The 23,357-nt window shown below is 27.2% G+C and carries 13 protein-coding genes; 8 read left to right on the top strand and 5 right to left on the bottom strand.

Going from position 1 to position 23,357, the window contains the following annotated elements:
* Positions 1-38: 38 nt before the first annotated feature.
* From LPC13_RS10545 to LPC13_RS10520, 6 genes are all read left to right on the top strand, one after another.
* Positions 39-488 carry a MarR family winged helix-turn-helix transcriptional regulator gene (locus tag LPC13_RS10545; protein ID WP_005209905.1) on the top strand — a complete coding sequence of 150 codons (450 nt, stop codon included), beginning with the start codon at positions 39-41 and terminating at the stop codon, positions 486-488.
* The gene (locus LPC13_RS10540) at positions 472-2,202 is read left to right on the top strand and encodes an ABC transporter ATP-binding protein (protein WP_040418391.1); all 1,731 of its coding nucleotides are present in this window, start codon (positions 472-474) and stop codon (positions 2,200-2,202) included. The genes LPC13_RS10545 and LPC13_RS10540 overlap by 17 nt, the downstream gene beginning before the upstream one ends.
* Positions 2,195-4,015: an ABC transporter ATP-binding protein gene (locus LPC13_RS10535; protein WP_195244882.1), complete on the top strand. Its 1,821-nt coding sequence runs from the start codon at positions 2,195-2,197 to the stop codon at positions 4,013-4,015. The genes LPC13_RS10540 and LPC13_RS10535 overlap by 8 nt, the downstream gene beginning before the upstream one ends.
* A gap of 338 nt (positions 4,016-4,353) precedes the next feature.
* Positions 4,354-9,672 (top strand): beta-N-acetylglucosaminidase domain-containing protein, encoded by a 5,319-nt coding sequence (locus tag LPC13_RS10530; RefSeq protein WP_234088797.1) that lies wholly within the window; start codon positions 4,354-4,356, stop codon positions 9,670-9,672.
* 290 nt (positions 9,673-9,962) lie between these two features.
* Positions 9,963-12,098, top strand: coding sequence for an ATP-binding protein (locus LPC13_RS10525; protein WP_005209896.1), 2,136 nt, complete (start codon positions 9,963-9,965; stop codon positions 12,096-12,098).
* A 142-nt stretch (positions 12,099-12,240) separates the two neighbouring features.
* Complete coding sequence (locus LPC13_RS10520) at positions 12,241-12,447, top strand: hypothetical protein (RefSeq protein WP_005209894.1); 207 nt, start codon at positions 12,241-12,243, stop codon at positions 12,445-12,447.
* A 178-nt stretch (positions 12,448-12,625) separates the two neighbouring features.
* Here the strand turns inward: LPC13_RS10520 and LPC13_RS10515 are convergent, their stop codons facing one another.
* Positions 12,626-13,585 (bottom strand): alpha/beta hydrolase, encoded by a 960-nt coding sequence (locus tag LPC13_RS10515; protein ID WP_005209892.1) that lies wholly within the window; start codon positions 13,583-13,585, stop codon positions 12,626-12,628.
* Positions 13,586-13,778: 193 nt separating this feature from the next.
* Positions 13,779-15,365, bottom strand: a complete 1,587-nt coding sequence (gene asnB / locus LPC13_RS10510; RefSeq protein WP_005209890.1) for an asparagine synthase B — start codon at positions 15,363-15,365, stop codon at positions 13,779-13,781.
* A 479-nt stretch (positions 15,366-15,844) separates the two neighbouring features.
* Between asnB and LPC13_RS10505 the strand changes: the two genes are divergently transcribed.
* Positions 15,845-18,106 carry a glycogen/starch/alpha-glucan phosphorylase gene (locus tag LPC13_RS10505; protein WP_005209889.1) on the top strand — a complete coding sequence of 754 codons (2,262 nt, stop codon included), beginning with the start codon at positions 15,845-15,847 and terminating at the stop codon, positions 18,104-18,106.
* An 88-nt stretch (positions 18,107-18,194) separates the two neighbouring features.
* Here the strand turns inward: LPC13_RS10505 and LPC13_RS10500 are convergent, their stop codons facing one another.
* The 3 genes from LPC13_RS10500 to LPC13_RS10490 form a co-directional block, all read right to left on the bottom strand.
* On the bottom strand, positions 18,195-18,410 hold the full coding sequence (locus LPC13_RS10500; protein WP_040418389.1) for a hypothetical protein: 216 nt from the start codon (positions 18,408-18,410) through the stop codon (positions 18,195-18,197).
* 30 nt (positions 18,411-18,440) lie between these two features.
* Complete coding sequence (locus LPC13_RS10495; protein ID WP_005209887.1) at positions 18,441-18,779, bottom strand: hypothetical protein; 339 nt, start codon at positions 18,777-18,779, stop codon at positions 18,441-18,443.
* Between the two features lie 204 nt (positions 18,780-18,983).
* A complete protein-coding gene (locus LPC13_RS10490) occupies positions 18,984-21,593 on the bottom strand; it encodes a calcium-translocating P-type ATPase, PMCA-type (protein ID WP_005209881.1) in 2,610 nt (869 codons plus the stop codon).
* A gap of 275 nt (positions 21,594-21,868) precedes the next feature.
* Here LPC13_RS10490 and LPC13_RS10485 point away from each other — a divergent pair, with 275 nt between their 5' ends.
* The gene (locus tag LPC13_RS10485; protein WP_005209879.1) at positions 21,869-23,230 is read left to right on the top strand and encodes a sulfatase-like hydrolase/transferase; all 1,362 of its coding nucleotides are present in this window, start codon (positions 21,869-21,871) and stop codon (positions 23,228-23,230) included.
* Positions 23,231-23,357: the final 127 nt, after the last annotated feature.

The following is a 23,357-nucleotide window of genomic DNA, read 5'->3' as shown; positions in this document are numbered from 1 at the left end:
CTATTAGAATTCTAATTAAAATAAAAGGAGATAGATTTATGAATGAAGGAGAATTACTTAAAAGTTTTATGAAGTTTAAAGGAATACACCGTAGGATGTGCCTTAATGAGTTCAGAAAGCTTGAAATTTCTAAAGGCCAACCAAAGATATTAAATTATTTAGCAGAAAATAATGGAAGTATACAAAAAGATATAGCACAAAATTGTAATATTGAGCCTGCTACAGTGACAAGTATTTTAGCAACAATGGAACGTGTTGGATTTGTTGAAAGAAGGCCTAATGCTGATGACAGAAGAATCCTTAATGTATATTTAACTGAAAAGGGAAAAATTACTCAGCTTAAGTTACAAAAGGCTATGTACAATATTGAAAAAAAATGTTTTAAAAATTTTAGTGAAGAAGAGAAGAAGCTTATAAAAAGCTTTTTTGAGAGAATGTATAATAATTTAAATGAAGGAGATGAAGCTACAAATGGGAAAACTACTTAAATATATTAAGGGTAGCTCAATTATTTATGCTATACTTGCACCTTTAATGATGTTTATAGAAGTTATTATGGATTTAAATCAACCTAAATTAATGGCTGATATTATTGATATTGGTGTTGCAAATGGTGATATTCAATATGTTTTAAATATCGGATTTAAAATGATAATTGTAGCCTTTATTGGTATTTTAGGTGGGATATTATGTGGAATATTTACAAGTATAGCAGCAATGACTATGGGAAAAAATTTAAGACAAGGATTATTTAATAAAATACAAAGTTTATCTTTTTTAGAGATAGATAAATTTAAAACATCATCTCTTATTACTAGATTAACAAACGATGTTACTCAGGTTCAAAATATGGTTATGATGGCACTTAGAGGGATGGTAAGATCACCACTTATTTGTTTAGGTGGAGTAATAATGGCTTTTTCTATAAGTAGTAAATTATCTATAATCTTTTTAGTAATAATACCATTAATAATAGTATCAGTAGTAGTTATTACATCTAAATCAATTCCGTTTTTTACTGATATGCAAAAAAAGATTGATAATGTAAATCTTGTTATGAGAGAAAATTTACTTGGAATTAGAGTTGTTAAAGCTTTTGCTATAGAAGGTAAAATAAGAGAAAAATTTAAAAATTCCAATGAAGAATTAATGGAGACAAGCATTGAAGCACAAAGTGTAACAGTTCTTCTTTGGCCACTTGTAACTTTAATAATGAATTTAAGTGTAGTTGCAGTATTATGGTTTGGAGGAAATCTTGTTAATACTGGATCATTAGAAATAGGAAAAATAATGGCTTTTATTAATTATTTAGTTCAGATAATGGGATCTTTAAATATGATGGTAATGATTATAATTAATTTCTCTAGGGCTAAGGTTTCAGCAACAAGAATTAATGAAGTGTTAGATATTGAACCTTCTATTGTTAATAAAGATGATTCAAAAGAAATAAATAATTTTGATATTGAATTTAAGGATGTTTACTTTAAGTATAATAAAGATAGTGATTATGTATTAAGTGGAATATCATTTAAGGCCAAAGAAGGAGAAAAAATAGGAATAATAGGGGCTACAGGTAGTGGAAAAAGTTCTTTAGTATCACTTATTCCAAGATTATATGATACTACAATGGGGAGTATAACCATTGGAAATGAAGATGTTAGGAACTTAAAAATAGATGAATTAAGAGAAATTATAGGCGTTGTGCTTCAAGATACAATTCTTTTTTCAGGAACTATCGACGATAATCTAAGATTTGGTAAAAAAGATGCTACTAAGGAAATGATGCATAGTGCAACAAAAGATGCTCAAGCCTTTGAATTTATAAACTCAGCTAAAGAAGGCTACGATAGAATAGTTGAACAAAGAGGAAAAAATTTATCGGGAGGACAAAAGCAAAGAGTATCAATTGCGAGAACTCTAATTAAGGAGCCTAAAATATTAATATTAGATGATTCAAGTAGTGCATTAGATATGGCAACAGAAGCTAAACTTCAAAAGGCTATAAAGAGAAGAATGCAAAACTCTACAGTATTTCTTATAGCTCAAAGAATTTCTGCTGTTATGGATTGTGATAAGATAATAGTTTTAGATGATGGAGAAATATCTGCTATTGGAACACATAGAGAATTGTTAAAAACTTCAGAAATATATAGAAGTATTGCAATATCACAATTTGGAGAGGAGGAAGTTATGAATGTCTAATAAAGGACCTATACCAATGAGACCAGGAGGAGGACCACATCAATTACATAGGGCTAAAGCTGAAAAAATAAAGGATTTTAAGGGTACAGTAAGAAGATTAATAGGATATTTAATAGAAAAGAAAATCAATATTATAATTGTATTTATTTTATGTTTTATAACTACACTAATTAGTGTTTTTGGTACAAGATTAAACGGATATACAATAGATAATTTTATAGAAACAGGTGATATGAGGGGACTAGCTTTTATTTGTATAGTGCTTTTAATAATGTATTTAGTAAATATATTTTCTACCTACTATCAAAATTTAGTTATGGTTAAAATATCACAGAAAGTTTCAGCAAATATAAGAAAAGACTTATTTAGTAATTTACAGGGATTGCCATTGAAATATTTTGATACTAATTCTAGTGGTGATTTAATGAGTAGACTTACAAATGATGTTGATAATATTAATACAACATTATCTCAAAGTGTAACTCAATTATTTTCAGGGGTAATAAATATAGGCGGTATGTTAATTGCAATGCTTATATTAAGCCCGATTCTTACCTTAATAGGATTAATAACAGTACCACTTACATTTTTAACTACAAAAACTTTAGCTAAAAAAACACAAAGATTTTTTGTAAAACAACAAAATGAACTTGGTATATTAAATGGTTATATAGAGGAAATGGTATCAGGACAAAAAGTTGTTTCATTATTTTCAGAAGAAGAAGAAGTTAAAGAAGAATTTGCTAAAATAAATGAGAAGCTAACTAAAAGTGCAATAATAGCACAGGGTGCATCATCTGTTATGGGACCTATAAATAATTTTATTAATAATATTTCATATTTAATTATTTCAGTAACAGGTGGATATCTTATATTAAAAGGTCATACAATTACCGTAGGTATAGTTTTTACATTTTTATTATATATGAGAAATTTTACTAGACCAATAAATGAAATAATGAATCTTTTTAATACTATTCAAAGTGCATTAGCAGGTGCTGAAAGAGTATTTGAAGTAATAGATGAAGTAAAAGAAAAGGATAAAATAGAAGCTAAGGATATTGAAAATATAGAAGGTAATGTAGTCTTAAAAAATGTAACTTTCTCTTATACTAAGGGAAAAGAAATATTAAAAAATATTTCTATTGAAGCTAATAAAGGTGAAGTTATAGCTATAGTTGGCCCAACAGGAGCTGGAAAAACAACAATAGTTAATTTACTTACTAAATTTTATGATATTGATAGCGGAGAAATATTTATAGATGGGAAAAATATAAATTATATAACTAGGGAAAGTTTAAGAAAATCAGTAGCAATGGTATTACAGGATACTTATTTATTTTCTGAAACTGTTAGTGAAAATATAAGGTATGGAAGATTAAATGCAAGTGATGAAGAAATTGTTAAAGCTGCAAAAATGGCTAATGCTCACCAATTTATAAAACAGCTTCCTGATGGGTATAACACTATTTTATCTGATAATGGCGGGAATTTATCTCAAGGACAAAGACAGCTATTAGCAATAGCAAGAGCAATTTTATCTAATGCATCAATATTGATTTTAGATGAAGCAACTTCATCAATTGATACAAGAACTGAAGAGCATATTCAAGAAGCTATGCTTAATTTAATGAAAGGAAAGACTACATTTGTAATTGCGCATAGACTAAGTACTATAAAAAATGCTGATAAAATTTTAGCGTTAAAAGACGGTGAAATAGTAGAATGTGGAACTCATGATGAACTTATTAGTAAAAATGGATTTTATGCAAATTTATATAATAGCCAATTCAAAAAAGGAATAGAAATATAAAAGGTACAGTACTGATGCTGAAAGGCTACAATATATTAAAAACAATTTAAAGATATGCTAGGAAAAAAAGTGTGATATTTCTGAAAAGTTATATCATACCTTTTTTGAATTAGCTTACATATAAATATAATAATATTGCTAAAAAAAGTTAATATATTGCTTAAAAAAGTTAAAGTATAGAAAACGTTTTAGATAATAAATTAAAATAATATATATATACTTGTAATAATTTTGAATAAATTAGTTTTATTACATGAAAATTAATGATTATATAACATTCTTATTTTTATCTAAGAATGTTACAGAATATTTTATTATTAAAACGGGGGAAAGAAATTATGATAAAGAAAAAGTTACAGCGTCTTTTTGCTATTGTTGCTGCTACCACTGTATTAACTACAAATTTTGCTGGAGTACTTAAGGTTTCTGCAACGGAATTAGACTTACCAAAAGAGTATGAAATTTATCCTATACCTCAAAGTATAGAATATGAAAATAGTGCTTTTGAAGTTGGTACAGAAGTAAATATAGTATATGAAAGTGGAGTAGATATTTACACTAGAAATAGGGTAGAAGAAATTTTAAAAAATCAAAATATTAATTATACTATTTCAGATACTGTTGTTGAAGGAAAAACTGATATCTTAATTGGTATAAATGAATCAGGGGAATTTGTAGATCAGTATTTCAATACAAATGTATCTCATGATGAAGCATTCTTTAATAAAACAGACTCACATTTAGTTTCAGTTGATGATGGAATTATTGGTGTATTAGGTAAAGATACTGATAGTGCTTTCTATGGAGTTACTACATTAAAGCATGTATTTAATCAATTAGAGGATGGAAGTATAAGTGAATTTAGAGTTGATGATTATTCTGATGTAGCTCAACGTGGATTTATTGAAGGGTATTATGGAAATCCGTGGTCAAATGAAGATAGAGCAGAGCTTATGAAATTTGGTGGAGATTATAAAATGAATCAATATATATTTGCACCAAAGGATGACCCATACCATAATTCAAAGTGGAGAGAATTATATCCTGAAGAAGATTTAGAATCAATAAAACAACTAGCTAAAGTAGGAAATGAGACTAAGAATAGATATGTATATGCATTACATCCATTTATGAGTAACGCAATTAGATTTAATAGTGAAGAAAATTATCAAGCAGATTTAGACATAATAAAAGCTAAGTTTAGTCAATTATTAGAAGCTGATGTTAGACAATTTGCTATATTAGCAGATGATGCAGGGGTACCAGCTCAAGGAGCTGCTTCATATGTAAAATTATTAAATGATTTAACAGTGTGGTTAAGAGAACAACAAGAAACATATCCAGATTTAAAAGATGAGATAGTTTTCTGTCCAAACGATTATATGGGAAATGGTTCTTCAGCTCAATTAAAAGAAGTAAATAAAGCAGGAGATAATGTTAGTATTATTGCTACTGGAGGAAGAATATGGGGAGAAGTTAGTGGATCTTTTGGAACAAATTATAAAAATAATATTGCATCAGAAGGCTATGAGGGCAGAGCACCATTCTATTGGATTAATTGGCCTTGTTCAGATAACTCTAAACAACATTTAATTATGGGAGGAAATTCCACATTCTTACATCCAGGAGTAGATCCTTCAACTATTAAAGGAATAGTATTAAATCCAATGCAACAAGCAGAAGCTAATAAATCAGCTTTATTTGCAAATGCAGGTTATGCATGGAATATTTGGGAAAATGAAGAGGAAGCAGATCAAAACTGGTATGATTCATTTAAATATATGGATCATGGAACAGCAGAAGAAACAGATACTTCAACAGCTCTAAGAGAATTAAGTAAGCATATGATTAATCAAAATATGGATAGTCGTGTTACGAAGTTAGAAGAGTCAGTTGAATTAGCTCCAAAGCTTAATACTTTTAAGGAAAAATATGCAAATGGGGAAAATGTTAAAGAAGAAGCCACTGAATTAATAGCTGAATTTAATAAATTAAAAGATGCGGCAACTCTTTATAAAAATGAAGGGCATGAAAGAGTAGTTAGTCAAATATCTTATTGGTTGAATTGTTGGGAAGATACAATGGAGGCAGCAATTTCTTATTTAGAAGCAATTATTGCTGTTGAAGATGGAGCATCAAATGATGTTATTTGGACTAAGTATTCAAATGGACAAACTGCTTTTGAAAAATCAAAGACTTATGGATTCCATTATGTAGATCACACTGAATATGCAGAAGTTGGAGTACAACATATAGTTCCATTTATAAAGAATATGGCTCAAAGCTTAGCAGAAGTAGTTACTTCAATTGTAGATCCAAGTAAGGTAATAACAACAGTAATAACTAATAGAACAGATACACCTACAGGAAGTTTAGAAAATTTATTAGATAATAATTCAGCAACTGAAGTTGTATATAAAACTCCAAATACTGTAGTTGCTGGGACTTATATTGGGGTAAAATATAATAAGAAAATAAAAGTTAAAGATATTCATATAGAAATGGGAGCAGCATCTAATCCAAGAGATACAATGCAAGAAGCTAAGCTTCAATATACAGAGGATGGTAGTACTTGGGTTGATTTAAATGACGAATTATATTCTATGCCAAATCAAATTACAGTTGAAGGCTTAGATTTAGATGTGATGGGTATTAGAGTAATTGCCACTCAAGATAAAACTAATACTTGGCTTGGTATTAAGGATATAACTATAAATAAAAATGATTTAAATCAAGGTGAAGGAGATAATTCTGAAATAAATGCTACTCTTATGAGAAGTGAAGGATGGAGTGTTTATAGTGGAAGTGAAGCTAACTTAACAGATGGTAATGATAGCAGTAGTGTTTGGTATAGAACTCATACTGGAGATATTACAAAAGTTGGAGATTACGTTGGGTTAGATTTAGGTGAAGTTACTAGTGTTGGAAATGTACATGTTGTAGTTGGAGCAGGGGATACAGATAAATGGACAGATTATAAATTAGAATATTCTACTGACAATGAAACTTGGACAACATTTAAGACATATTCAAGCACAGCTGGAAAAGATGTTATTGATGAAGATTTTGGCGGAATTGAAGCAAGATATGTAAGAATTACAAACTTAAAAGAGTTAAATAAGTGGGTTAAATTCTCTGAATTTAGAGTAGAGAAAAGTATGAACCTTCCATCAACTAATAATGTTTATTCAAATGTTAATTTAGGTATAAAATCTATGTATATAGATGAATCATTGACTAAACTAGTTCCACAAGAAAATATTACTTTAAATGAAGGTGAGTATATCGGTATTAAATTAAATCGTATTAAGGATTTAAGCAATATTGATTTAGAAGTTTCAAATATGGATGGAATAACATTACAAACTTCTATGAATACAATTGAGTGGAATGATGTTTTAGATAATGAGAACTTAGAGGATGCTCGTTATATTAGATTAATTGCTAATAAAGAAGTTACTTTTAGTTTAAACAAACTTGAAGTTACTTCCAATGAAGTTTATGAGCCATCATTAATAAGCTCATATGCTGATTATGATGCTGATCCAGCAGTTGTTTTTGATGGAAACTTTAATACTAGTGTTAAATATACAGCAGCACCACAAACAGGTAATACAATAGTTTATGATTTAGGACAAACAATTGATATTAATAATTTAAAATATGTTGTATTAGATACAGAAAAAGATCATATTAGAGATGGTAAAATTCAATTATCTTTAGATGGTGAAACTTGGACTGATGTTATAACTATTGAAAATAATATACCAAATACATCAGAAGATATGGATTCAAAGCCAACAGATAATGGATATACTCATGGTAGTGTATCAGGTGGAATAATTCCAATTTCTCATGCTTATATGGATAGTGGAGAAATAAATCAAGAAGCTAGATATTTAAGAGTTGTATTTACAGCACCATATTCATATCGTTGGGCTGTTATTAATGAATTTTTAATTAATAATGGTGAATATATACCAACAGTAAATGACCCAACATTTGTTTCAGACCCAATAGAAGTTAAAGGATTTGAACCAAGTAAGATAGTGGATGGTAATTTAACTACAGCATATAAACCAAATACTAATAATGGGGAAATAACAAGTGGAAGCTTCACATATCGTTTATCAGATAAGACTGATATTAAGAAAATTAATATTATTCAAAGTGGTAATGAAATTTCTAATGCTAAAGTAATGGCTAGAGTTGGAAAAGATGAAGCAGGAAATGATATATGGAAGCAGCTTGGAACTTTAGATAGGAGCTTAAATGAAATAGTAAATACTAAGTATGATAATATTTTTGAAATTAAGATTGAATGGAATGGAATAGCTCCAACAATTTATGAATTAATTACAATTAATGATTATGAAGTTCCTAATGTAAGTGATTTAGAAACACTTATTGATTCTTGTAATTATGTACAAGAAAATTATACGGTTAATAGCTGGAATTTATATAATGAAGCTTTAGAAAGTGCTAAGAAAATTTTAAATAATATTGGAAGTGCAACTCAAGAAGATATTGATAAGGCTAGAGAAACTTTAGTAAATGCTATTACTTCTTTAGTTGATATAAGAGAATTAAGCAATATTATTAATGAGGCAGATGGAAAAATTAATGGAGATGTTAACTATACAGATGAATCTCTAAATGATCTTAAGAAAGCTGTAATAACTGCAAAAGAAGTTTTAGCTAATGATGCTGCAACAGTAGAAGAAGTAAATAGTGCAACTGAAGGCGTAAGAAATGCTATTGATAATTTAGTAGAAAAGGAAGAAGAAAACAACCCAGTATTTAATGCACATTTACAAGTTGCTGTAGAAGAAGCTAAGAAAGTAACTGAAGAAGAACTTTCAAAAGTTGTTCCAGCAGTAGTAGAAGAATTTAAAGCGGCTCTTGCTGAAGCAGAAGTAATTTTAGCTGATGAAAATGCAACTCAAGTTTCAGTAGATCAATCTTTTGATAGATTAAGCAAAGCAATGCAAATGTTATCTTTTGAAAAGGGCAATAAAGAAAATTTAATTTCTCTTGTAGAAAGAATTAGTGCATTAACAGGAGATGATTATATTACTTCAACTTGGGATAAGTTAATGGTTGTTTTAGCAGAGGCTAATGGTGTAATATCTGATGTAAATGCTATGGAAGAAGAAGTTTCAGAATCGTATAATAAATTATTAAGAGCATTCTTAGAATTAAGATTAAAGCCAAGCAAAGATAGACTAGAAGATTTAATTAATAAAGCAAAATCATTAGATTCTAGCAAATATACTGTAGCAAGCTTTAGAGCAGTTGAAAAGGCGTTAAATGAAGCTAATGAAGTTTTTGAAAATGAAGATTCAACTGAAGAAGAGATTGCAAAAGCTTCAGCAAACTTAAATAATGCTATAAATGGATTAGTTATAATTGCTGGAAGTAATAATAATAGTGGAAACAACAATAATAGTGGAAATAACAGCAGTAATAATGTTGGAAACAATATTAGTAGCGGAAATAGTAATACAAATAATATTGCAGGAAGCACTTCAAGCAATAGCCAAAGTAGCAACAGTAATAAACTTCCACAAACAGGAGGAACATCAGGAGCTGCCGTTGGATTATTTGGAACTATTATAGCTAGTATAGGAGCTTTAATATCAAGAAGAAAAAAATAATATAAAGCAAAAGAATAAGCTGTATAAAAATTAAGTGTATAAATAATTTAACTAAATTGTTAAAAAAATTAATTAAAAGTGGCAAATGAAAATTAAACTATTTATAATAGTTTCTTTGTTTGCCATTTTTAATTTATCGGCTATAGTAAAAATTAATACATATTCTCATTATTAATATTGAAATTTTATAGTTATATTTAATTTATATAAATTTATAATTACAGTAGGTTTATTTTTGTTTTAAAAGTAAGAAAAATAGAAAAATAAAAGTATAGAATTTGGGGATAAGTATGGTGATAAAGTATTATAGTGGTAATATGAGAAGGTGTTCTAAAATGAAAAGAGAAGTTGAAAAATATATAAATATGTTTGAATACACAAATGAATCAAAATTAGATTTAAATAAAGCTGAAATTATAAGAAAAGAAATGGTTGAAAAATTAAATAGTGATATAAACTTAAATGATAGACGTTTAGCTAAAGCATATCACTTATTAGCTTTGACGAGTAGTAGAGTAAAAAGATATGAGGACAGCATAAAAGCAAGTAAAAAAGCTATAGAATATTTTAAAAATACAAAAAATGAATATTATTTAGCAAGAGCCTATAGTTTACTTGCAACTACATATTTAATATTAGACCAAGGAGAAGAATTTAAAAAAAATTATTTAATAGCAGAAAAAATATTAAAGGAATTAAATGAATATGAAGATTTAGCTTATTTAAATTCACGGGTAGGAGTATATATCTTTAGAAAAGGAAAAATAATACCTGAAATTAAAGTATATTTAGATAAAGCTTTAGAGAATCTTGGGAAATTCCAATCTCCATTATCACCACAAATGTATATAGCAATTGCTTCAACTTATGCGTTAGCATTTAATGATTTTGATACTTCAGTAGAGTTACTTAGAAAAGCTTTAAATATAGCTAAATACTATGGAGATATTCATTCAGAAATATTAATACTTTATTATATAGGGGTAGGATATGTTAAAGTAAATATGAAGGAAGAGGCTGTAGAACTATTTATTACTACTTTAAATGATAAAAAGTTTAAAGAGTTTACTGCAGTAAGGGTATCAATAATATTTGATTTAATAAAAGTAATTTTAGAAAATAAAATAAAATTAGAAATTATTGAAGAGTTATTTACAGAGTGTAAAAAAGAAATAGAGAACTTAGATTTTATAAAAATTAAACAATATAGTATGCAGTTAGATTTATTAATAGTTGAATATTATGTTAATATAAAAAAAGACAATTTAGATGAAAGCTTAATATTATTAAATAAAAGTCATGAATATTACAAACAAAATAAGGAAAACTGTATATTCACTGATATACAATATTTTATATATCAACTTTATGGAGATGTATATTTTAATAAAGAAAATTATAAAAAAGCTATAGAGTATCATAATATAGCTTTAGAAATAGCTACTAATACTAATAATAATTATATTGCAACAGTGTATAAGAGTTTAGCTATAGATTATGAAATGTTAGAAGATTATAAAGTATCATATGAGTATATGAAAAAGCTTAATAAATTGATTGTTGAAGTTGAACAAAATGACCTAGTAAGAAAATATATAAATGTACAAAAAGAATATGAAAAATTAAAGGCTATAGATAAAGATAGAGAGAGTTTTTTTGCCAATTTATCTCATGAATTAAAGACTCCTATAAATATAATATACTCATCAATACAACTTATGAATGTTTTTAGAGATAAAAGTGATAAACAATTTAAAGAGTATTATTTAAAACATGAAAAGAGTGTAAGAATTAATTGTCTACGTATGTTGAAAATAGTTCAAAATATGATAGATATAAATAAAATAGATTGTGGAAGTATAACTCCTAAATTTGGTAATTACAATATAGTAAGTTTAATAGAAGAAATAACCATTTCAGTTTTGTCATATGTAGAAATTAAAAAAAATAATATTTTGTTTGATACAGAAAAAGAGGAAATTTATGTTAAATGTGATCCATATATGATAGAAAGAATATTATTAAACTTATTATCTAATGCAATAAAATTTAGTAAAAATAATGGAGACATATTAGTTAATATATATAAAACAGGAAGATATGTTGTTATACAAGTAAAGGATAATGGTATAGGAATTCCAGATGAAATGAAAGAAAAAATATTTAGTAAATTTATACAAATAGATGCATCTTTAAATAGGACTAATGAGGGAAGTGGTATAGGTTTAACTTTGGTTAAGTCCTTTGTTGATATTCATAATGGATATATTGAATTAGAAAGCACTGAGGGAAAAGGTAGTGACTTTAAAGTATTTATTCCTAATATTAAAGCAAAAGATATTGATGAAAATGAAAGTATATATAAATATGATATAGATAGCGAAAGAGTAATTAGTGAATTATCGGATATATATGAATTGTATTAGAAGTAAAATAAAAATTTTATATTGAAAACTCTTAGGTAATTTATACACTATTAACCTAAGAGTTTTTATTTTATAAAATTTTATTTTAGAGTATAATTATAAAAAGTATTAATCAAAAGATATAAAATTAAGGAGAAGAGATATGATAGTAATTTGCCCAGGATGCTCAGGAATTGATTGTGAGGTAGTTAAAAGAGAATTTAAAGATGAAAAGATAGTATATGGATGTATAGGTGAGTGTGGGGGAAGAATGGATGATACAATAGTTGCCTTTGTTGATGGAACTTTTGTTGAAGCAAAAAGTGAAAAAGAATTTATATTCAAAGCAAAAAATATATTAAGACGATAGTTTAGCTGTATTGTTAAAAGTTATTATGTGAAAAGGTTAATGATATTGTCTTTAGGAAGCTGTATAATTTTACTGAGAATTTATATAATAATTTTTATAAAAAAATCTAAAGCTTTTAAATGTTTACACACTAATGGCTTTAGATTTTTTATTTAGATGATTAAAAATAATTTATACTTTATATATATTTATTTAAAAAACTTTGAATCGTATCCCAATATAGCTTGGGATTAACTTTAGCAGCTCTTGCATGGGCTGCACCTGAGATTATAAGCTTTTCCTTTGGAGCAGGGCAAGCTTCATATACTTCATTAAGCATATAAAAAGGTACAAAATTATCTTTATCTCCATGTATAAAAAGCATAGGAGTTGTAGATTTTTTTAATTGTTTTATTGAAGAAGCTTCGCTTATAAAGTATCCAGCACGAATTTTACATATTATACTTGCAGTATGCATCATAGGAAAGGCTGGGAGTTTAAATAATTTTTTTAAGTGGTAAGCAAATTGATCCCAAGTAGAGGTATAACCACAATCTTCAATTATAGCTTTAACATTGCTAGGAAGATTTTCACCGGAAACATTCATAACAGTAGCAGCACCCATTGATACACCTAAAAGAATTATTTCAGAATCAGAATAATTTTTAGTAATATAATTTATTAAATCAATTATATCTAAACGTTCATGCCAACCCATTCCAATATAGTTTCCTTCACTTTTACCATGACCTCTTAAATCAGGAAGGATAATATTATACCCCATACTATAAAATTTTTGAGCATAGGGTGCCATATACTTAGCTTCAGAAGTATAACCATGTACAGCAATTATCCATTTGTTTGATTTAATTTTATTTTTTATAAGATAATTATGAATTTTTAAATTATCTTTTGAAGTAATAAATAAATTTTCATAATTAGACTTTTCAAAAAGCCAAGTCTCACTATCAATAGTTGAAACACCACTAGTTTCATCTTGATTTACAGAGTTAGAATTAGTATCCTTATTACTAAAAACTAAGTCTTTTGGGAAGTTTGGATTAATTCCAAGGTTATATAGATAATTGCCACCATAAAGCACTATAAAAATTATAGCTAGTAATAGTATAACTAAAAAAATTAGTATTATTGTTTTCATAAATTTTCACCTCTTTGGCTAAATTCAATTTTAATTATAGCACTTAAATAAAATGTTATTAAGAGTAATTAATCATTATTATATTGTAATTAAAGAGGATTATTTTTTATGCCGAATAGTAATAAAATAAAGTTACTTTCAGTGGGATTATATAAAAAACTATACGGAGCTAAGTTGTAGCCCCGTATAGTTTTTATTTTCCACTATCACCATAATTTGAAAGTACCCTAGCACTTGGGTCGTTAACATTACAACCTTCCCAAGATTTATTTGGCATCCAGAAACCTTTAATCCACTTAGCATTTCCAGAATAATATCTTTCAAAAATATCTCTATAAAGAAGGGATTCCTTAGTGAATGGAGTACAGTATTTATATTTTTCTTTAGCTAACTCAAGGTCGGTATAAGTGTATTTCTCTTCTGCATATTCTTTTAAGTAATCAACTAAAGAGTGACCAACAGCATCACTAAAAGCAGCTTTTTCACGGTATAATAAGTCATTAGGTAAATAATCTTCACTATCAAATGCTTTTCTTAAAAGATATTTACCTTTATTGTAATTATTCATTTTTTTTGATGGATTAATGCTCATAACATAATTTACAAAATCAATATCAGCAAAGGGAACTCGTCCTTCTAAAGCATGAGCAGAAATGCATCTATCAGCTCTTAAAACATCATACATATAAAGTTCTTTAATTCTTTTTTGAGATTCTTTTTGAAAGTCATTTGCAGAAGGGGCAAAATCAGTATATTTATAACCAAATAATTCATCACTTACTTCGCCAGTTAAAATAACCTTTAAATCAGTATTTTCATGAATGTATTTACATAATAAATACATGCCAATGCTTGCTCTAATAGTAGTAATATCAAAGGTTTCTAAATGATAAATAACCTCTTCAAGGGAGTTTAATACATCGTCCTTAGTTATAATAACTTCAGTATGGTCAGTACCTAAAAATTCAGCAGCTTGTTTTGCATATTTTAAATCTATGGGATCAGTTTCCATTCCTATAGAAAAGGTTTTTATTGGTTTGTTTGTAATTTTTTGTGCGATAGAACATACAAGAGAAGAGTCTAAGCCACCACTTAATAAATAACCAATAGGTGCATCTGCATGAAGCCTTTTTTCTACGGCAGATATAAGTTTAGTTCTTATATTAGTAAATATAGTATTAAAATCATCATTGTTTATGAATTTTGATTCTGATAAGTCATTATAACAAATAAATTCACCATCTTTATAATAATGTCCTGGTGGAAATGGCATAATATCTTTACAGTAATCAATTAATGCCTTTGCTTCACTAGCAAAGGAAATTTTATGATCCTCTTTTGTATAACCATAAAACATAGGTCTAATCCCCATAGGATCTCTAGCTGCCATTATAGAATTAGTATCACTATCATATAGAACTAATGCAAATTCAGCATCAAGCATTTTGCACATTATTTCAATACCATATTTGTAATATAAAGGTATTAACACTTCACAATCACTATTGGAGTGAAATTTATATTCAGTAGATAATAATTCCTTTAATGATAGATAGTTATAAATCTCTCCATTACATACAAGCTCACACGAGTTATATTTAAATGGTTGATTTCCATTTGATGATAAATCCATTATTGATAAACGGTTAAAGCCCCAATATAAACCATTTTCAATAGCTGAATATTTATTATCAGGTCCTCTATGAAATACTTTTTTTAATGCTTTATCAAATTCTTCACTTTCTAATTTTGTAGATGAAAATACAACAAAACTACACATATAATAACCCCCTGTTTATTTTTTTATATTAAAACAACAAAGGCTCGCTTTTTAAAAGCGAGCCTTATAGCATTCCATTAATAAGCTTTTAATCTACAAGGCTCAAAGACATTAAATTAAAGATATACTTATAATTTCAAGCATACTTTCAAGTTAATATCTTATCATCGCCATTGATGATATAAAAAACTATTTGTTAAATTATATTATAAAAGTAATAAAAATGCAACAAGTTATATGAAAATATAGCTTGTGATATATAAGTGATGATATAAAAATATTAATATTGTAATTAGTAGAGACATAATTAAAAAAATATATATATTTTTAAATTAGCATAAAATATATACAAAAAATAAAAAGAATATACAATGGAAAAGTTTTGAAATTGATATTATATAATTAAGAGAATAATAAAATCTTTATTAAATATAGCAAATGATTTAAATAAAGGCGTAGTTTGAGGTGAGATAATTACTATGATAAAGAAAGCTTTAAGTGAAATTTTAGACAGAAGATTTTCAAAAACAATAGAAGCTGCAAGCAATGAACAAGTATATTTTGCATTATTAGAGTTAACTAAAAGTGTTATAAAAAATAAAGGGACAAATAAGGGAGATAAAAAGTTATACTATATTTCTGCTGAATTTTTAATTGGAAAGCTATTATCTAATAATTTGATAAACTTAGGACTTTATTCTGAAGTCAAAGAAGTTTTGAATGAAGCTGGTAAGGAGTTAGCTGAAATCGAGGAAGTTGAATTAGAACCTTCTCTTGGAAATGGTGGGCTTGGAAGACTTGCTGCATGTTTTTTAGATTCTATTGCAACCTTGGGATTAAATGGTGATGGTATAGGTTTAAACTATCATTATGGATTATTTAAGCAAGTATTTAAAAATAACAAGCAAACGGCAGAAAAGAATCCGTGGATAGAAAAAGAAAGCTGGCTTACTAAGTCAAATATTAAATTTGATGTTTTATTTGGTGGATTTAAAGTAACTTCAACATTATATGATATAGATGTTACAGGATATAATAAACCTTGTAATAAATTAAGACTGTTTGATATAGATACGGTTGATGAAAATTTAGTTAAAAAAGGGATTGAATTTGATAAGGAAAATATAAAGAAAAATTTAACATTATTCTTATATCCAGATGATAGTGATGAAGCAGGACAATTGTTAAGAGTATACCAACAATATTTTATGGTAAGTAATGCTGCTCAATTAATACTTCTAGAAGCAGAGGAAAATGGATATGATTTAAGTAAATTAAATGAGCATGTGGTAGTTCAAATTAATGATACACATCCATCAATGATAATACCTGAATTGATAAGATTATTAGGGGAAAAGGGTATAGCAACTAGTGAAGCTATAGATATAGTTACTAAGACTTGTGCATATACTAATCATACAATATTAGCAGAAGCATTAGAAAAATGGCCAATAGCATATATAGAAAAGGTTTCACCACAATTAATGCCAATAATTAGAGAGCTAGATAATAGAGTTAAGTTAAAATATTCAGATGAAAGGGTTCAAATAATAGATAAAGATTCTAGAGTACACATGGCTAATATGGATATTCATTATGGCTTTAGTGTAAATGGTGTAGCAGCACTTCATACTGAAATTTTAAAGAAGGAAGAATTAAAAGCATTTTATGATATATATCCAGAGAAGTTTAATAATAAGACTAATGGTATAACCTTTAGGAGATGGCTACTTCATTGTAATAATGAGTTAGCTAAGTATATTACTGAACTTATAGGTGATGGTTTTAAAACTGATGCTATGGAATTAGAGCGTTTGGGGAAATATGTAAATAATAAAGAGGTATTAGCTAAGCTTGAAGAAATAAAGAAGCAAAATAAGATTGAGTTAAAGAAGTATTTAAAAGAAACTCAAAATGTAGATATAGATGAAAATTCTATATTTGATATTCAAATAAAAAGACTTCATGAATATAAGAGACAACAAATGAATGTTTTATACATTATTAATAAATATCTAGAAATTAAAGAGGGTAAGATTCCTAAAACACCAATAACTATGATATTTGGAGCCAAAGCAGCACCAGCATATATAATAGCACAGGATATAATTCATGCTATTTTATGTTTACAAGAAATAATAAACAATGATCCTGAGGTTAATAAATATTTGAAGGTTGTTATGGTTGAAAACTATAATGTAACTAAGGCTTCTAAACTTATACCAGCTTGTGATGTTTCAGAACAAATTTCTTTAGCATCTAAGGAAGCATCAGGGACAGGTAATATGAAGTTTATGTTAAATGGTGCATTAACTTTAGGAACTGAAGATGGCGCTAATGTTGAAATTCATCAATTGGTTGGAGATGAAAATATATATATCTTTGGTAAGTCAAGTGAAGAAGTTATTGAACATTATAGAAGGTCTGATTATATTGCAAGAAGATATTATGATAAAGAATCAATTAAACCATTAGTTGATTTTTTAGTAAGCGACACTATGTTAGCTGTTGGAGATAAAATAAATTTACAAAGACTTCACAATGACTTAATAGGTAAGGATTGGTTTATGACTTTGCTTGATATTGAAGAATATATAAAAATTAAAGATAAAGTATTTGAGGACTATGAAGATAGGGAAGCTTGGAATAGAAAGGTACTTATAAATATTAGTAAAGCAGGATACTTTTCAGCAGATAGAACCATAGCTCAATATAATGAAGAAATTTGGAAGTTAAAATAATAGATAAATTTTAATATGTTATTATTTATAATTTTGGTATAGTTATAAATAGTAAAATAAATAATAGTGAGGAACAACTACCTCACTATTATTTTAATAAAATTTTGTTATATAATGATTTTTTGAAAGCTTTTAATTGAGATATATTATGAGTGTTGTATAACATTCCAACTAATATTAATACAAGTCCTAATCCAATACAAAGACCTTCTATAAAGTCTGGCAATAAATTAAATCTAGAGGATATTAACCAAATGAAATTTAGTAGTAATCCGAAATAAGTATAATTGTTAAATGTTTTCATAAATATCTCCTTTATAAATAGATTTAATAATTATATGCTTAAAAGCTCGTCCATTTTATTTTTATTTGTAGGAATAATTCTGCAGTTTGGAGAAGCATATGGTGTATAATATATGTCTAAATTTTTTTTTGGTGATAAATGTGCTTGGAAATTTTTTGATGATCTATCTACAGAAATATCACTTATTACACCATGTTCAATAAATTTCTTATTAGTAACGCAATATAATAAATATTCAATTGGCTCATCCTTTAAGTCGCTTAAAAATCTTTCAGCATTAATATTGTTAATATTAAAACTGTAACGGGTTGCTTCTTTTGCTGATTTGACATCATTTTCTCCTTGTGCTCTCAAAATGTAATACCTCATTAATAAAACCCCTTTCTAATATAAAAAATATAATAATTTTTATTTGCAATATAAATAAGATTAAAAGATCCTCATATTTATATATATTACCATTTATTGGAATATAAGTAAAGGAAGTTAAAAGATTTTTATAGAAAAAGAAGAGAATATATACTTGTAATTTATACAAGTATATATTCTCTTTTTTATTTAAATATTAAAATATTATCTTCTTAAATGTAATTTTAATAATTCGTTAACAGCCAATGGAATTATCGAAATTAAAAAAACTAAAATCCAATCAGTGAAACTTAATGAGTAAACCTTAAATAGATTTGAAAAGAAGGGAACTGTAATTATTACAACTTGAATAATTATTCCTAGTAATAAAGATAGTATTAAATATTTATTAGTGAATAGACCAATTTCAAATATAGATTTTTTAGTATTTCTCATATTTAATGCAAAGAATAGTTGAGATATACTTAAAACTACAAAAGCCATAGTTTGAGCATGAATTAGTGAATTTGGATATAATTTTTCACCAAGTTTGAATGCAAATAAAGTTAGAATTCCTATAAGAAGGCCATTTATTATAAGATAAATTTTCATATGACCAGCAAATAAGCTTTCATTTGAAGCTTTAGGAGGATCATTCATAACAGAAGGATCTTTAGGATCAAACCCTAATGATAGTGCAGGAAAACTATCTGTTATTAAATTTACCCAAAGTATATGAATTGGAAGTAGAGGGCTATCCCAATTTAGTAGAATAGCAACAAAGAGTGCTATAATTTCACCAAAATTGCAAGAAAGTAAAAATATTATAGCCTTTCGTATATTATTATAAATATTTCTACCTTCTTCAATGGCATTTACTATGGTAGAAAAATTATCATCAGTTAATATTATATCGGCAGCACCTTTAGCAACATCTGTACCTGTTATACCCATTGCTACACCTATATCAGCAGCTTTTAAAGAAGGAGCGTCATTTACTCCATCACCAGTCATTGAAACTATATTACCATTGGATTTAAATGCCTTAACTATTTTAACTTTATGCTCAGGTGATACTCTTGCAAAAACTTTATAATTATTAACTACTTTATTGAAATCTTCTTGATTATAATCATCAATTTCAAAACCAGAAATACATTCATTTATATTTTCTGAAATATTTAATTCATGAGCTATAGCAAAGGCTGTGTTTTTGTAATCACCAGTTATCATTATTGGTGTAATTCCAGCAGATTTACATTTTGCTATTGAATATTTTACTTCTTCTCTAGGGGGATCAATCATTGCCATTAAACCAAGAAAAATTTGTCCACTTTCTAAGGTGTTTTTATTAATATCATCAGTATTAATATCTTTATAAGATGCAGCTAATACTCTTAGGGCAGAATCACTCATTGAATTTGCAGCATTTAAAATTAGGTTTTTGTTATCACTAGATAGAGGTTTAATTTCACCATTTATTAAAATTTTATCGCAAATTTTAAAGATAGAGTCTAGTGCTCCTTTTGTAAATACTTTATAAGCATTATCATAAAAATTTATTGTAGTCATAAGTTTTCTATCGGAATCAAATGGAAGTTCTGATACTCTAGGATGAAGTTTGTTTAATGGTTCCTTGAAAATATTATTATTATTTCCTACATCTATTAATGCGATTTCTGTAGGATCACCAGTTTTTGAAGCTTTAGTAGAAGTTGCATCATTACAAAGAACCATAGCCTCTATCAATAAATTTTCTTCATTACAGTTAATATTAATATTTTCTATATTATTTAATTTATTATTTGTAAAATATTTTTTAACAGTCATTTTATTTAGGGTTAATGTACCGGTTTTATCAGAGCATATTATATTTATAGAACCTAAGGTTTCAACAGCAGGTAATTTTTTTACAATAGCATTAAGGCTTATCATTCTTTGAACTCCAAGTGCTAGAACTATTGCAACTATAGCAGTAAGTCCTTCCGGAATTGAAGCAACAGCAAGAGAAATAGCAGTTAGGAGCATTTGAAGCCAATCTCTTCCTTGAAAAATAGAAATTATAAAAATAAGCAAACATGTAGTTATTGCAATAATCCCTAGAAATTTACCAAGCTTATTAAGTCTCTTTTGAAGAGGAGTAATATTTTTTTCATCAGTATCTAAAAGTTTTGCTATTTTTCCTATTTCTGTATCCATTCCAGTAGAAACTACAATGCCTAAACCACGCCCATAGGTAGAAAGAGTAGACATATATGCCATATTAACTCTATCACCAATTGGTGATTTTTCATCTAAAATTATTTTATCAGCATTCTTTTCAGCTGGTATTGATTCACCTGTAAAAGCAGATTCATCTATTTTTAAGTTAACACTTTCTATAAGTCTTAAATCAGCAGGAATATATCTACCAGCATCAATAATTACAATATCACCAATAACAACCTCTTCTGATGGAATTTCTATTATAGTACCATCTCTTTTAACTAAAGCTTTAGGAGTACTTAATTTAGTTAATGATTCTAGAGCTTTCTCAGCTTTGGATTCTTGAACAACTCCAATTGTAGCATTAATTACAACTACAATAAGAATAATTATTGAGTCACTAGTTTCACCCATAATTATAGAAATAATAGCAGCTACAATTAGTATATAAATCATTACATCTTTAAGTTGAGATACAAATAATTGAAATATAGTTTGTTTTGGTTTTGAAATTAGTTTATTTTCGCCATACTTTTCTAATCTAGCTTTAGATTCAATAGAGGTAAGTCCATTTAGGGTATTAGAATTTAATTCTTGTATTGTTTCTTCGATGCTTTTATTAAACCACATTTTTTCACCTCATAAATTATATAAATCAATCTAGTATATAAATTTTAAAAGAAGTTTATGTTTTTTTGTAAAAATATTATTTATGTAAAATAGCGTTTTTTTATAAGTATATTGCGTTAAAAAGGCAATATCATAGAGTGAATTATTGATATATAGTATAATTAAATTAAATATAGCAAAAATTTAGCACTATATTTTGGAATAAACTCACAAGAAAAAGTAGAAATTTATGAGGTAGTTTATAGTTTATTTATGGGAAAGAGGGGAACGTTTTAATGAGCAAACCAAATATATTATTTTATTTTTCTGACCAGCAACGATGGGATACAATTGGTTGCTATGGTCAGGAATTAGATGTAACACCAAATTTAGATAGCTTAGCAAAAGAAGGGGTTATTTTTGAAGAGGCATACACTCCACAGCCATTATGTGGACCTTGTAGAGCTATTCTTCAAACTGGTAAATATCAAAAGGAAACAGGATGTTTTAAAGATGATATAGCATTACCTCTTAACATTAAAACTATTGCTGATTATTTTACAGAAAATAATTATGATACAGCATATATTGGTAAATGGAGTTTAGCAAGTGAAGTCGCGACAAAGCCTATTTGTAGAGATTATACTATAAGTGCAATACCATTAGAAAGAAGGGGTGGATATAAGGGATTTTGGCGTGCTGCTGATATTTTGGAATTTACCTCTCATGGATATGATGGATACGTTTTCGATGAAAAAATGAATAAATGTGAATTTAAAGGGTATCGTGCAGATTGTATTACTGATTTTGCTTTAGAGTATTTAAATAGTTATAATTATGAAAAACCATTTTTTATGACAATTTCACATATTGAACCACATCATCAAAATGATAGAAGATGTTATGAAGGACCAAAAGGTTCAAAGGAAAGATTTAAGAATTTTAAATTACCCATAGATTTAATTGCTTTAGGTGGAGGAAATGCTACAGAAGAATATGCAGATTATTTAGGATGTTGTAGAAGTTTAGATGATAATTTAGGTAGAGTTATAGATAAACTTAAAGATAAGGGACTATATGAGAATACAATTATAATTTACTCTTCAGATTACGGTTCTCATTTTAAAACTAGAAATAGAGATAGGAATTTAAATGGAGCAGATGATTATAAACGCTCTTGCCATTCAGCATGTCTTCATGTTCCTTTAATAATTTCAGGACCAGGCTTTAAAGGTGGAAAAAGAATAAAGGAGTTAGTAAGTATAGCAAGTCTTCCAAAAACTTTTTTAGCTATGGCAGACATTAAGGCAGAAGATGAAATTATAGGTGAAAATTTAAAAGATGTAGTAGATGGAAAATTTAAATATAGAAGTAATGAAATATTTGCACAAATAAGTGAAAGTAGAGTTGGTAGATGTATTCGTACTGCTGATTATTTGTATAGTGTATATGCACCAGATAAAAATGGATATGATTTTGCAGAAAGTGATATTTATGAAGAAGATTTTTTATATGACCTAAAAAAAGATCCTTATGAATTAAATAACTTAGTTAAAGATCCAGATTATGAAGAAGTAAGGGAAGAACTTGCAAACAAATTAAGACATTATATAGTTAAAGCTGGCGAAGAACTTCCAGAGATAATAAAAGCAAGATAATGATAAGCTATTTTAAAATATTAATTTATAGGTATAATATATAAAGAATAAATAGAATCTGTTAAGCTGATATGAAAAAATAGCTTGATTTTTCATAGAATTGCTCGCTCTTTGAAAATTATATAAG

The sequence above is a fragment of the Clostridium celatum genome (assembly GCF_021412605.1).
Classification (GTDB): domain Bacteria; phylum Bacillota; class Clostridia; order Clostridiales; family Clostridiaceae; genus Clostridium; species Clostridium celatum.
The sequence above is the reverse complement of the archived record's forward strand: the minus strand, read 5'-3'. Positions and strand labels throughout refer to the sequence as shown.